Source organism: Rhodocaloribacter sp., from assembly GCF_056451265.1.
Genome location: NZ_JBWOPL010000036.1, coordinates 47,186 through 59,980 on the forward strand (window position 1 = coordinate 47,186; position 12,795 = coordinate 59,980).

Sequence of the window (12,795 nt, forward strand, 5' to 3'; positions counted from 1 at the left end):
GCGTCTCAGGGGTTCTCCTGCTCTGAATATACGCCGCGGGCGCGAGGGTTCAACGTTTCACCGGCTCAACGCCCTGTGGTTCGTTGCGCCGTCGTCTCAGGGCCGGCCGGTCGGCGGGGGCGGACGCGCGGGGGAGGGTCTCGGTGAACAGCGTGCCGACGCCTCTCTTGCTCTCGACGGTGATCGCGCCGCCCATCAAATCGACGAGCTGTTTCGCGAGGGTGAGACCGGGCCCCGCGCCCTCGTGGGTGCGCGCATCCCCGAGGATTCCTGACGGAAAGCCTCGAAGACGTGCGGGAGAAAAGCGGCGGAGAAGCCCACGCCCGTATCGTGCACGTGGAGCCGGAGGCGGCGCTCATCGGCGTCGAACGTCTCCGGGTGAAGCTCGGTCTTTCCTTCTTCGATCTGTGCAAACGGAAGGATGGAATCGAGCATTTCGAGCAGGCGCTTGCCGTTGTCCTGAATGTCCGAGATGAGTTCGAGTTGTTCGGGGAGCGCGTTGTCCTAGAGCACCGAAGCGCCGACGAGGATCACCGAAAGCGGGGTGTGGATCTCGTGGCGCATGTTGGCAAGGCATCGCGGAGGTCCCGCACGTCTTTCTCCGTTTCGTCCGGAAGGAGTCTTACCGGGGGATCAGGCGGCTTCGTCGTATTGATCCGGGAGGTCGTTCTCATAGAGGACCACGTCGCCGGGGCGGAGGAGGGGCTTCAGGTAGTCGCGGGCCTCGAAGAGGGAGGCGACTACCTTCACGCGGTCGTCCGGGAAGCCGGCGGCGCGGAGGCCTTCGCGGATGGGGCGGGTCTGACGTTCGCCGACGAGGACGGCCAGATCGGCATGGCGCGCGATGTGTTCGCCAAAGGCGCGGTTCTCCGCCCACTGCCGCTCGCCCAGTTCGATCATGCCGGGGGTGACGATGATCCGGCGGCCGGTCTTGAAGCTGCCGAGGATCTCCACGGCGTTTCGCGCCCCTACGGGGTTCGAGTTGAACGCATCGTCGATAATGGTCACGGGGCCTTCGCGGCGGAGCTGAAGCCGGTGCGCGACCGGCTCGATGCGGGCGACGGCGTGGGCCATCTGCCGGAGCCGGAGCCCGAGCGCGCGCCCGACGGCCAGGCCGAGCAAGATGTTGAGGACGTTGTGCTTGCCGAGCAGTCGTGTGCGGATCGTCGCCTCGTTGCCCGTTTCGTCGCGCACGACGAACGTCGCGCCTTCGGGGCCGTACCGGACGTCGCGGGCGATGAGGTCGGCGTCGGCGCGGCCTTCAGCGGAGACGCGCCACACCCGTCCGCCGGCGTGCTCGGCCATCGCGGCCACGCGCGGGTCGTCCACGTTGAGCACCACCGGACTGCCCGTCTTCGCGCACGCAATCAACTCACGCTTCTCCCGCGCGATGTTCTCCACGCTGCCCATCGTCTCCAGGTGCGCCACCCCGACGGACGTGATCACGGCCGCGTCGGGCGCGGCGATGGCGCACAACTCCCGGATGTCGCCCGGATGCCGCATGCCGTATTCGAGCACGAGCACCTGATGTTCGGGACGAAGGCGGGTGTTCACCACGAGGCAGATGCCCATCGGCGTGTTGAACGAGCCCGGCGTGGCGAGCACGTGGAAGCGTTGCGAGAGGATCTCGGCCACGATGAACTTGACGCTCGTCTTGCCATACGACCCCGTGATGCCGACGATCGTGAGGTCGGGGCGGGCTGCGAGGCGGCGGCGGGCCTCGCGCTTGAAGCCGTTCTGCAGCGCGGTTTCGACGGGGCGCATGACGAAAGCGGCCAGGAGCACCCACAGCGGACCGCCGAGGTCGGCGACGAAGAGGCCCGCGAGGTACGGGAGAAAGCCTTCCGGTCCGTGCATACGCAGACCAAGCGCAAGCCCCGCGCCCACCGGCATCGCCGCGAAGACAACGGCGGCGGCGAGCAGGCGACGCATCCGGTTCGTGAAGACGAGGGGTTTCTTCACCCGCGCGCTCCGGTACAAGCGCGACGACGCAAACGCGACCGCCCATGCGGGGAGCACCAGGCACAGGGTCCAGAAAGGAGAAAAAAACCGGACTCCGAGGCCGCCGAGCGCCAGGAGCATGAGCCCCGCGAGGTGCGAGCGGCGAAAGATGACGCGGCCCTTCCGCGCGCGAAGCCACGCGACAAACTCGCCGGACTTGTAGCCTTCGAGTTGAAAGATGTGAAGGAAATACCTCAGCCTCCGCCAGATTCGCCAGCCGGCGAAAAGCGTTGCGAAGAGTGCGAGAACGTACAGAAGAGCCATGTGGGGAAGTCGGGTTCCGGCGTGAATGCGCCCCGGAAGGCGTGCGGGGATGAAAGCTTCAAATTAGGACAGCGCGCATCCGATCACGAATGTTCGAGAAAATAACGGGTGGCGGCGACGAACGTGTCGGGGTCGTCGAGGTAGCCGTAATGGCCTGCGCCTTCGAGCGTCACGAGGCCGGCGTCGGGGATCCGCGCCTCGAGGACGGCCATCTGTTCCCGGGAGACGGCCGTGTCGTGCTCGCCCCGGAAGAGAAGCGTCGGCGCGGTGATGCGGTGCACGCGGTCGTCGAGGTGGCACGTGACGGTCCGGACGAACGTCTCGCGCATGACGCCGTCGAGCGCGCGGTAGTCGGAGGAGCCGAGCGCTTTCCATACGAGCGAGTGCCGGAGCCAGTCGAGGCCATGTTCGGAGAGGGGGGTGGGGAGGAGCTCGAACGGCCGCTTGAGCGCTCTCGCGAGGTGTTTCCGGACGTGATACTTCCACGTGCGCCGGGGGGTGATGCCGGAAGGGCTGATGAGCACGAGCCGGCGGACGCGGTCGGCGGATTCCGGGTCGGAGGCGAGATAAAGCGCGATTCGCCCCCCGTTCGAGTGGCCGACGATGGTCACCGGAGCGCCGAAGGTTTCGTCGACGAGCGTGCGGACGAGAGCGGCGTGTTCGGGCACGCCCCAGGCTTCGGGCGGCGGCGGGGAAGCGCCGTGGCCGGGCAGGTCCACGTTGACCACGCGCCAGCGGTCGGAGAGCGCCTCCGCGATGGGACGCATCAGCGCGGCGCTCGAACCCCAGCCGTGGAGCAGGAGCACCGGTTCCCCGTCTTCGGGGCCGCTCGTCTCGCGGTGAAGCCGGTCATGGCCGAAGGCAGCGACGTCGGGCATACCGAAAGGATGGGTGTGGGTGGGAAAGGGTTGAAAAACGGCTCATAAGGCAAATGGGCCGTTCATGCGGCAGGGACGGAAACCATCCCGCCCGGCCGTCGTTCCAATAACTCAGAAATCGGCGCTTCTCTCCCGGCCGATATTCGATCGTTTGTCACAAAGTTCCCCCCGTGCCTCCCCCTCCCGGTGTGGAAGACAGACGAAGTGTTGGTCGTTCCCGAGTTCTTTTCGGAACCGATTTCAGGTTGGTCGAGCGTCGTTCTTGATGCTTTTCTTGCGTCACGGTAGTGGAGCGGGGATGCGGTTTTGGCGGGCGCACCTGATGGTCCGGTTGTCATCCCGAGAATGAAGAGACACCTGCGCATGCTCGGGCGCTCTGGAAGCGTTCCCGCGTCAGGGCACTGCTTGAGCAAAGTTTGCATGCTCGTCTGTGGGCGCGCGTGCAGGTCGTTCCCGAGCGGGCAGCGATTGCATCGAGGGGAGAGGGTCGGCAAACCGTGGTTGTGAACCGATCGGTTCCTTCAAAAACCAACCTCGCGAGATGCGGCACAGAAGCCGGGGCGAGCGTACGTGAGCGGCGCAGGGCGTGCTCTGAACAGAGGCGCCCGGTCGCAAGGAGGCATTCCCGGAGGCTCCGGGATTCACCCATTTGGCAGAACGAACATTCACCTTGACGTCCCTCCCGATCTGCGTCCTTGGACCCGTTCGGTGGCGTCGCAGCAAGCATTCTTTTCATTCATCACCGGAATCGTTCCGAGAGGCGGCTCAAGAGGCCGCTCGTCGACAGATGCGGAACAGTCGCCCGGTGTCCTCCCTCGCCCCTTTTCGACGGGGCGCGCCGTTTCGAAAGGCGCATCCGCCGGGGTGGGACAGGACGGTGGGCATACGGTAAACAAACATCCAGTACGGTTTTATGGCAGAGCAACCTTTCACTGGTCTCCTCGAAATGATTGGAGACAAAAAATTTGGTTTTATCCGCGAATTTCGTCACGACGTCCCGAAAGGGAAGAAGGACGCCTTCGTGCCGCCACCCTTGATTCGGAAGCACAATCTGCGCGATGGCGTCTTGCTCGAAGGCACGTTGCGTCCGGGACGCAAGGGCGATATGCAGGTGCATCGCGTGCACCGGGTCATGGGCCTTCCGCCCGAGACCTGGGCGAAGATGCGCAATTTCGATCAGGGGCAGATCGTGTATCCGAACGAGAAGCTGGAGATCGTCACCGCTCCGAACGACTGGACGATGCGGGTCATCGATCTGGCGGCTCCACTCGGGAAAGGGCAACGGGCGCTCATCGTGGCGCCGCCCCGGACGGGCAAGACGTACATTCTCAAGCAAATGGCCGCGGCGATGGCGCAGAACCACCCCGAGGTCGAACTGGTGGCCCTGCTGGTGGACGAACGTCCCGAGGAAGTGACGGACTTCAAACGTTCCACGCCCGCCACCATCTTCGCCTCTTCGAACGACCGCGAGGAGGACAACCACGTCCGCGTTTCCACCATCGCGCTCGAATATGCGAAGCGGCTCGTGGAGATGGGGCGCGACGTCGTGCTTCTGCTCGACTCGCTCACGCGCCTCGGGCGCACGTTCAACCTGTATTCCGAAGGCAGCGGACGCACCCTCTCCGGCGGTCTCGACGCGCGCGCCATGCAGATCCCCCGGCGCATCTTCGGGGCGGCCCGCAACATCGAGGGCGGCGGCTCGCTGACGATCATCGCTACGGCGCTCATCGAGACGGGCAGCCGCATGGACGAGGTCATCTTCGAGGAGTTCAAGGGCACCGGCAACGCCGAGATCGTGCTCGACCGTGAGATGGCGAACAAGCGCATCTTCCCGGCCGTCAACCTGCGCAAGAGCGGCACGCGGAACGAAGAACTGCTTCTCGGAGACAAGGTGCACCAGCACAATCGCCTCTTCCGCGCGCTCAACAGCCGCCCGCCCATCGAGGCGATGCAGGCCCTGTTGCGGCACCTCCAGAAAACGTCTTCGAACGACGAATTGCTCAACGAGCTGATCCCGGCGCTTTAGGAAGCATAGGCCCCGGCGCGGGTGAACATAACCCGTGAGGAAGCGTAGAGACCGGACGCTTCCGCGCGGCGTTCCACCGCTGCGGGCGGGCGCTTCCGTCTCATCAAAATAAGTGCGTGTACGTGGAACCCGACCCCCTTCCTTCCGAACGCCTGTTCCGGACCAACGGCGGCGGCTATGCCCGGTATCAAACGCCTCCGGTGAAAAAGCCCCGCGACCGGTACTGGCTGCACCTCCTGCTCTTCTTCCTGACCCTTGCGGCCACCGTGCAGGCGGGCGGAACGTGGGCCGGACGCACGCTCGTCTATGAGGAAGTGGGCCTCAGCGCTTTCATCCTCGACGGGCTTCGCTTCGCCGTTGCGCTGCTGCTCTTTCTCACGGTGCACGAGTTCGGACACTATTTTGCCGCGCGCCGTCACGGGGTGGACACGTCGCTGCCCTACTACATCCCTGCGCCGTTCATCGGCATTGGCACGTTCGGGGCCGTCATCCGCATCCGCGAGCCGATCCCGAGCACCCGCAAGCTCTTCGACATCGGCGCGGCGGGGCCGCTGGCCGGCTTCGTGGTGGCGCTCGGCATCCTCCTCTATGCCCTGGCGACACTCCCCCCGCCGGACTACATCTTTGACCTGGGCGGGCACGAAGGGCTCAAGGCATATATCCGGCAATACGGCACGTTCCCGGACCACATCCTGCCGGCGGATCCCGGCACGGAGGGATTGCGCCTGGTGGTGGGACAAACGCCGCTCTTCTGGTTCCTCTCACAGTTCTTCGCCAATGTCCCGCCGATGTACGAGCTGTACCACTATCCGGTGCTTTTTGCCGGTTGGCTCGGACTCTTCTTCACGGCGCTGAACCTGCTCCCCGTGGGTCAGCTCGACGGCGGGCACGTGCTCTATGCGCTCGTCGGGCCGAAGTGGCATAGCCGGTTGGCGCACGGCTTCTTCATGCTGTTGCTCGTCTCCGGGGCCATCGGCTTCATGAACACCGAGGACGCGCTTCTCGAAGGGCTCCACGGGTGGGGCGGCCCCGCGCTCACGTGGCTTCTCCTCTCGGCCATCCTCTTCGTGTACCTGAACCGCGTCTTCAAGGGCGAGCACCGCGTCATCGCGCCGGTGTTGCTGGGCATCATCCTGCTGGTCGCCCTGAGTCAGTGGGTCGGCCCGCCGATGCAACAGTTCGGCTATACCGGCTGGCTCGTCTTCTCCCTGTTGCTGGCCTTCCTGGTCCGCGTCGAACATCCGCCGGTGCTGTATGCCGAGCCGCTCACGCCGGGACGCCGCGTGCTCGGCTATCTGTGCATCGCCATCTTTTTCGGGTGCTTCAGCCTGACGCCGCTCTATTTCGTTTGAGCACCGTTGCTCCCGGAGCGGGAGCGCCTTAAGATTGCGGTTTGAGCGTCCGTTCACCTTTCACGGGAGGCAAACCCATGCACCCTGTCAAGAGAAATGACTTCGTTTCGGCGCTGGCGGCGCTGGCTTTCGTCGCGCTGTGCTCGCCCGGATGTATGGACAACGGTGGAGCGGAGGGGGATGACGCAGTGTTCACGGCGCGGTGGAACGAGACGCTCGTGATGCCGACGGGCATTCCGGCGGAAGAGCTTCCCGACCCGAACTCGGAGGGCGCGCGACTCGTGGCGAAGTATTGCTCACAATGTCACGGCATCCCTTCCCCGGCGCGCCACAGCGCCGAAGAGTGGGTTCCGACCTTCCGGCGCATGGTCCGGCGGATGGAGCACTCCTCGCGCATGGGGCGGATGATGGGACGGGGACGTTGGATGCACGGCCCGCGCGGGATGCACGGCGCCGCCGCGCCGACCGTCGCAGAGCAGCGGATCATGCTGGCTTATCTTCAGGCGAACGCGCTCCAACCGCTCGCCGAATTGCCGCCCGAGGCGGCAGAAGCCCCCGGGGCGGCGGCCTTCAGTGAGACCTGCGCCCGGTGTCACGCGCTCCCGAGTCCCGACCAGCATACCGCCGAGGAATGGCCCGCCGTCGTCGACCGGATGCGGCGGCACATGGAGGAGATGGATGTCTCCGATCCCGGCGACGAAACCATCGGGAAGATCATCGACTTCCTTCAAAACAACGCGCGGTAACGGCCGGACGAAAGCCCGTCGGGAGGTCGTATCCGAAGGGCACGAAAATGGGCCTGTTCGGGATCATCGGAAGGTGTATCTTCGTTCACGCTCCGCTTTTTCGCACGATCCGGCGCGCCGGCGTCCGGGAAAAGCTTTTTTCGAAACTTCTTCCAAACGAGCACGATATGGCCGTAGTTTGCTACTGACAACCCTTTTTGTTGACAGACTACGTGACTTCCGGCAGTCTCTGACGGTTTCGCTTCTCTTCACCTGTGCTCGTATTGATGCGTCTGCTTTTCGTCCTCGCCACGGCGGGGTTGTGCCTTCTCGGCGGCGTGCTCGCCGGGTGCGACAGCGCGCCCGGACCGCCCTCGCCCGACCAGCGCCCGCCCGTCCTCTTTGACTTCGACTTCTCCCCCCGAAGCGTGGTCTTCGAACAACTCCCGCCCGAGCAGGTCGCGGGCGATCTCGTGCGGGTGCCGCTCGAACTGAGCGTGGCCGCGCGCGACCTCGACGGCGACCTCGAGTCGGTGCGGTTCCTCGTGCAGCCCCCTTTCTCCAGCACGGAGACCGTGGCGGCGGGCGAGATGACGCCGGCGGGCGAGGGGCGCTTCACGGCGACGGCCACCGTCGAGATCCCGAAGAGCGACGTGGGCGTGTATTCCGTCATCGTCTTCGCCGTGGACCGGGCCGGGCAGATGAGCAATCAGGCGCGCGGGGCCTTCGCCTTCGAGGCCACGGGCGAGCCGCCCGTCATCGAGGACGTGGAACTGCCCGAACGCGTGACGCGCCCCGCTCCGGGCGAAGATCCGGTGCTCATCCCCATCGTCGCCACCGTCTCCGATCCCGACGGACTCGCCAACGTCGCGCGGGTGGAGATGGAGGTGGTCTCCGCCGGCATCGTCCTTCAACTGTGCGACGACGGCGGCGACGGCGCGTGCAACCCCGGCTTCGGCTCGAGCGGCGACGAGACGGCCGACGACGGACGCTTCACCCTCACCATTCAGCTCGACAGCTCGAACGCGCCCGGCGAGACGACCTTCGAGTTTCGCGCCATCGACCGCGCGGGCCTCGAAAGTGAAACGGTCACGCGCACGATCACCGTGGAATAAATGCCTCGATCTTTTCTCCCTTCGGCCCTGCTCCTTCTGACGCTCGCCGCGCCCCGCGCGCAGGCGCAGCTCTCCGATGCGCAGCGGGTGGCCGAGATGCTCCCGACCATCCTGAGCAACAGCGTGTCAAACCTCCATGCCGAGGGCGACACCCTGTGGGTAGGCCCTTTTCTGAATACGACCGACGACGACGGGCGGACGTGGCACGACGCGCCGACGGACTCGCTCTTCGGCACCCCGAACCGGGTCTTCTCCATCGACGTGGAGGGCGACGTCGTGTGGGTCGGCCTCGGTTTCAACGACAACTCCTCGGGCGACGCCGTGCAGTCGGCGGGCGGCTTCCTCGTCTCCACCGACGGCGGGCGCTCCTTCACGTACCGCTTCCCCCAGCTCGACGCCCCGACCGACACGCTCGAACAGTACGGCGTCTCGACGCTCGGCGCGCTCGCGGTCATCGTCCCCCAACAGAGCCCGCCCTTCGACATCGATTATGACCCGGTGCGCGACCAGGTGTGGGTGGCCGGGTGGGCCAGCGGCATCCGGCGCTCCGACGACGGCGGGCGCACGTGGCGCCGCGTCGTCCTTCCCCCCGACGATCTCGACGCCATCCGGCCCGACGTCGCCTACGACTTCGTCCTCGAACCCCAGCGCGGGGGGCGGGGCAACCTCAACCACATGGGCTTTGCGGTCCTCGTCGACGAGACGGGCACGGTGTGGGCCGGCACCCCGCGCGGCGTCAACCGCTCGACCGACGGCGGCGTGAGCTGGCAACGCTTCAGCGCCGAGGGCACGGCGAATTCGCTCACCGGAAGCTGGGTCGTCTCCATCGAAGAACAGCCGCTGGCGGGGCGCAACCCCGTGTGGATGGCTACCTGGAACGCGGGCGAGGTGGGCGAAAACCAGCAGTTCGGCGTCACGGTCACACGAGACGGGGGCGAGACGTTCGAACAAAAACTGGTGGGCGTGCGCGCCATCGACTTCGCCTTCCGGGGCGAGACGGTGTATGTGGCGGGACGCGAGGACGGCCTCTTCCTCTCCGAGGACGGCGGCGAGACCTGGGTGAGCGTCATCGACTTCCGCGACCGCGCCGACCCCGACCGCGTGCTGCGCCCCGGCGTGGACGTGCTCTCCGTGGCCACGACGCCCGGCGCGCTCTGGGTGGGGACGGACGACGGCCTCCTCAAAAGCACCGACGGCGGGGGCACCTGGACGGTCTTCCGCGTCGAGGTCCCGCTCAACCCCGAGACCCCCACCGCCGCCGTGCCCCGCGTCGAGACGTTCGCCTATCCGAATCCCTTCTCGCCCGCCGCCGACGCCTTCGTGCGCATCCGATACGAACTCCCCCGAGCCGCCGGCGTGGACGTCCGCATCTTCGATTTCGGTATGAACCTCGTCCGCGAACTTCACCGCGACGGGCAGGAAGCGGGCGTCCACGAAATCCGGTGGGACGGCGTGGACAAAGACGGCCTCCGCGTGGCGAACGGAGTGTATTTCTATACGCTAAAAGCCGGAGGGGAAACGTTTTCCGGGAAAATCCTCGTCGTCGAATAGCACACCGGGCCTCAGATGAGCGCCGTTATCCATAAAAGAACCTGTATGCGAAGGATCCGCATTTTGATCGTGCTCGGCGTGCTCGTATGGAGCGGGGCGGAGGCGCGTGCGCAGGCGGCGGGCGCTTTTGCCCGGCTCGGCTTTGGCGCGCGCGGCATCGCGATGGGCAATGCGCTCGTGGCCGACGGCTTCGGCGACGGAGGGCCGTATTACAACCCCGCCCTCGCGCCCTTCACCTCCCGGCAGAATCTCGAACTCTCCGCCGCGCTCATGCGCTTCGACCGCGAGCTTCAGTTCGTGCAATTCTCCGCGCCGCTTCGTCCCCGCGCCGGCATCGCCCTCGGGCTCATCCACGCCGGCGTCTCGAAGATCGACGGGCGCGACGGGAGCGGCTTTCACACCGAAGACCTTACCGTCGACGAGTTTGCCCTCTTCCTCGCCTTCGGCCTCCGGCTGAGCGATCGCGTCACCGGCGGCATCGGGCTGCAACTCTTTCGCACCGACCTCCTCGACGGCCTCGACCCGGTCAACAGCGTCGGCATCGATCTCGGGCTGACGGTTCGGGTGAGCGATGACCTTCGCCTCGGCTTCGTCGCCGACGACCTGCTGGCCCGATACTCCTTCGATACGTCCGGCCTTTTCGGAGAGGGGGGGAAGACGACCTCGGACCGCTTCCCGACGCGGCTCCGCTTCGGCGCGGCCTATCGTCTCCTCGACGGACGGCTGACGCTCACGGGCGAATACGAGGCGCGGCTCACACGCCGGGACCGGCGCACGAGGCGCGTGGAACTGTTTGGCGACGTGCCGCGCGAGGTGGTGGACACCGAGACGCTGACCCTTCAGGAGAACCGGCTGCGCTTCGGCGGCGAGTATCGTCTGGTCGAGGCGTTCGTCGTGCGCGGCGGGGTGGATCAACTCGGCTCCGGCGAGGTTGACGGTCTCAAGCCGACGGCCGGCTTCATGGTCGAGCAGCCGCTCGGCAACCTGCGCGTGCGCGCCGAATATGCCTTCGCGCTCGAACCGTTTGCCGTCGGCACGATGCACCTGTTGTCGCTCCGTATTTTCCTCTGACCCACCGGCCCGCCCCCACATCCTCATGAGATACCTCGTCCCGTTCCTCGCGCTCGCGTTCGCGCTGCCGCTCCAGGCGCAGGAGAGCGGTCTCGCTTTTCTCCGCATCGGCACGAACGCCGCCGCCCTCGCGATGGGGGACGCGCAGGTGGCCCACAGCCGCGACGCCTTCTCGACGTACTGGAACCCGGCAGGCCTCGCCGCGGCGTCGTCGAACACGGTGGCGTTGGCGCATCACCTCTGGGTCGGCGACGTGCGGACGTACGCGCTGGCCTCGCGCTTCCAGGCCGGCGCTTCCGGCGGGTTCGGGCTCTTTGTGACGGCTACCGGCAGCGGCGACCTCGAAGCCCGCGACGCGCCGGGCGAGGCGACGGGGCTTTTCGACGCCCAGTTCCTCACCGCCGGAGCCTCGTACGGACGGACGCTCGGACCCCTCCGTGCGGGCGCGACGCTCAAGTTCCTCACCGAACGCATCTTCACCGACCAGGCCTCCGGCGCCGCCGTCGATTTCGGCCTCCAGATCGATCTCATGCAGGACCTGCTTCAACTCGGCGCGGCGGTTCAGAACCTCGGCGAGATGAGCGAACTCAATGCGCAGGCGACCCGGCTGCCCCGGCTGCTCCGCGTCGGTGCGGCGTTCTTCCCCTTCCGCATCCTCACCTTCGACGACGACGCACCCGTGCTCAATACGTTCGTCACCGCCGAGGTCCTCCACAGCCTCACGGACGAGACCACGCAGTACCACTTCGGGCTTTCCGCCGAGGTGATGGAACTCGTGACCGTGCGTGCCGGATACATCACCAACGACGCCCTGCGCGACGTCTCCTTCGGCGGCGGGCTCCGGTATGGCGGCTTCATCTTCGACTATGCGCTGTTGCCTTTCGCCGAGGGCTTCGGCGGCACGGGGCACATCCTCACGCTGTCGTACGGCTGGTGAGCGCTCCGGCGCGTCAGGGGATCGGGCGGCGAGGTTTCGCTTTCCTCCCGAAGGCACTATCTTTCGCCCGAACGAAAGTCGCCCACCAACCCTGAAGACGCTCATGAAATCCCTTCTGTCTTTCCTCCTCCTCGCTCTCTTCGCCGGATGTGGAGGCGCTGAAAAACAACCCGCCGACGCCCCCGACGCCCGGCCCGATACCGAGAAGAACACCGTGTCCGAAGACGGGTGGACCGTCCTCTTCGACGGCTCGAACACCGATCACTGGCGCGGCTTCCGGAAGGATCACCTCCCCGATGCGTGGCGGATCGAGGAAGGCGCCCTCGCGTTCGTCCCCGACGGCGGCGAGCGCGGCGACATCATTACCCGCGACACGTTCGGCAACTTCGAACTGACCCTCGAATGGAAAATCTCCGAAGGGGGAAACAGCGGGATATTCTATAACGTCGTCGAGGCGGACCGGTATGACGCCGTGTGGCGCACCGGACCGGAGATGCAGGTGCTCGACGATGAGAAGCACCCCGACGGGAAAGACCCCAAACACCGCGCAGGCGCCTTGTACGACCTCATCGCGCCCCGCGTGGCTGCCGCGAAGCCCGTGGGAGCGTGGAATGCGGTCCGCATCGTGCTCAAAGACGGGCATCTCGAACACTGGCTCAACGGCGAGAAGGTGGTGGAAACGGAACTGTGGACGCCGGAATGGGACGCGCTCGTGGCCGGAAGCAAGTTCAAAGACATGCCCGACTTCGGGAAGGCGCGCAGCGGGCGCCTTGCCCTTCAGGATCACGGCAATCGGGTGTGGTACCGAAACATCCGGATACGTGAGCTTTAGCGTTAAACGTTTGTTCGCTAAAACGTTATGGCGTTTAGTCGCC

At 66.1% G+C, this 12,795-nt stretch carries 12 protein-coding genes; 8 read left to right on the plus strand and 4 right to left on the minus strand.

What is annotated here, in order from left to right:
• Nucleotides 1-49 precede the first annotated feature (49 nt).
• From AC1HIY_RS06320 to AC1HIY_RS06335, 4 genes are all read right to left on the minus strand, one after another.
• Nucleotides 50-268 (minus strand): ATP-binding protein, encoded by a 219-nt coding sequence (locus AC1HIY_RS06320; RefSeq protein ID WP_479575897.1) that lies wholly within the window; start codon nt 266-268, stop codon nt 50-52.
• Entirely contained in the window at nt 196-435 is a 240-nt protein-coding gene (locus tag AC1HIY_RS06325) for an ATP-binding protein (protein ID WP_479575872.1), read from the minus strand. Before AC1HIY_RS06325 ends, AC1HIY_RS06320 begins: the two co-directional genes overlap by 73 nt.
• Nucleotides 436-633: 198 nt before the next feature.
• Entirely contained in the window at nt 634-2,265 is a 1,632-nt protein-coding gene (locus tag AC1HIY_RS06330) for a UDP-N-acetylmuramoyl-tripeptide--D-alanyl-D-alanine ligase (RefSeq protein WP_479575873.1), read from the minus strand.
• Nucleotides 2,266-2,348: 83 nt separating this feature from the next.
• Nucleotides 2,349-3,143: an alpha/beta fold hydrolase gene (locus AC1HIY_RS06335; RefSeq protein ID WP_479575874.1), complete on the minus strand. Its 795-nt coding sequence runs from the start codon at nt 3,141-3,143 to the stop codon at nt 2,349-2,351.
• 913 nt (nt 3,144-4,056) lie between these two features.
• Here AC1HIY_RS06335 and rho point away from each other — a divergent pair.
• From rho to AC1HIY_RS06375, 8 genes are all read left to right on the plus strand, one after another.
• Nucleotides 4,057-5,169, plus strand: a complete 1,113-nt coding sequence (rho, locus tag AC1HIY_RS06340) for a transcription termination factor Rho (protein WP_479575875.1) — start codon at nt 4,057-4,059, stop codon at nt 5,167-5,169.
• 122 nt (nt 5,170-5,291) lie between these two features.
• Nucleotides 5,292-6,521, plus strand: coding sequence for a site-2 protease family protein (locus AC1HIY_RS06345; RefSeq protein ID WP_479575876.1), 1,230 nt, complete (start codon nt 5,292-5,294; stop codon nt 6,519-6,521).
• A 77-nt stretch (nt 6,522-6,598) separates the two neighbouring features.
• On the plus strand, nt 6,599-7,267 hold the full coding sequence (locus tag AC1HIY_RS06350; protein ID WP_479575877.1) for a hypothetical protein: 669 nt from the start codon (nt 6,599-6,601) through the stop codon (nt 7,265-7,267).
• 266 nt (nt 7,268-7,533) lie between these two features.
• Nucleotides 7,534-8,361, plus strand: coding sequence for a hypothetical protein (locus AC1HIY_RS06355; RefSeq protein WP_479575878.1), 828 nt, complete (start codon nt 7,534-7,536; stop codon nt 8,359-8,361).
• A complete protein-coding gene (locus AC1HIY_RS06360; RefSeq protein ID WP_479575879.1) occupies nt 8,362-9,912 on the plus strand; it encodes a FlgD immunoglobulin-like domain containing protein in 1,551 nt (516 codons plus the stop codon).
• A gap of 45 nt (nt 9,913-9,957) precedes the next feature.
• Nucleotides 9,958-10,983: a PorV/PorQ family protein gene (locus tag AC1HIY_RS06365; protein WP_479575880.1), complete on the plus strand. Its 1,026-nt coding sequence runs from the start codon at nt 9,958-9,960 to the stop codon at nt 10,981-10,983.
• 25 nt (nt 10,984-11,008) lie between these two features.
• Nucleotides 11,009-11,920 carry a PorV/PorQ family protein gene (locus AC1HIY_RS06370; protein WP_479575881.1) on the plus strand — a complete coding sequence of 304 codons (912 nt, stop codon included), beginning with the start codon at nt 11,009-11,011 and terminating at the stop codon, nt 11,918-11,920.
• A 103-nt stretch (nt 11,921-12,023) separates the two neighbouring features.
• A complete protein-coding gene (locus AC1HIY_RS06375) occupies nt 12,024-12,752 on the plus strand; it encodes a 3-keto-disaccharide hydrolase (protein ID WP_479575882.1) in 729 nt (242 codons plus the stop codon).
• Nucleotides 12,753-12,795: the final 43 nt, after the last annotated feature.

Excerpts from the sequence above, each read along its gene's own strand:
- rho (WP_479575875.1), top strand. The coding sequence starts at position 4,057 with ATGGCAGAGCAACCTTTCACTGGTCTCCTCGAAATGATTGGAGACAAA.
- AC1HIY_RS06355 (WP_479575878.1), top strand. The coding sequence starts at position 7,534 with ATGCGTCTGCTTTTCGTCCTCGCCACGGCGGGGTTGTGCCTTCTCGGC.
- AC1HIY_RS06365 (WP_479575880.1), top strand. The coding sequence starts at position 9,958 with ATGCGAAGGATCCGCATTTTGATCGTGCTCGGCGTGCTCGTATGGAGC.
- AC1HIY_RS06370 (WP_479575881.1), top strand. The coding sequence starts at position 11,009 with ATGAGATACCTCGTCCCGTTCCTCGCGCTCGCGTTCGCGCTGCCGCTC.
- AC1HIY_RS06330 (WP_479575873.1), bottom strand. The coding sequence starts at position 2,265 with ATGGCTCTTCTGTACGTTCTCGCACTCTTCGCAACGCTTTTCGCCGGC.
- AC1HIY_RS06350 (WP_479575877.1), top strand. The coding sequence starts at position 6,599 with ATGCACCCTGTCAAGAGAAATGACTTCGTTTCGGCGCTGGCGGCGCTG.
- AC1HIY_RS06375 (WP_479575882.1), top strand. The coding sequence starts at position 12,024 with ATGAAATCCCTTCTGTCTTTCCTCCTCCTCGCTCTCTTCGCCGGATGT.
- AC1HIY_RS06325 (WP_479575872.1), bottom strand. The coding sequence starts at position 435 with ATGCTCGATTCCATCCTTCCGTTTGCACAGATCGAAGAAGGAAAGACC.
- AC1HIY_RS06335 (WP_479575874.1), bottom strand. The coding sequence starts at position 3,143 with ATGCCCGACGTCGCTGCCTTCGGCCATGACCGGCTTCACCGCGAGACG.
- AC1HIY_RS06360 (WP_479575879.1), top strand. The coding sequence starts at position 8,362 with ATGCCTCGATCTTTTCTCCCTTCGGCCCTGCTCCTTCTGACGCTCGCC.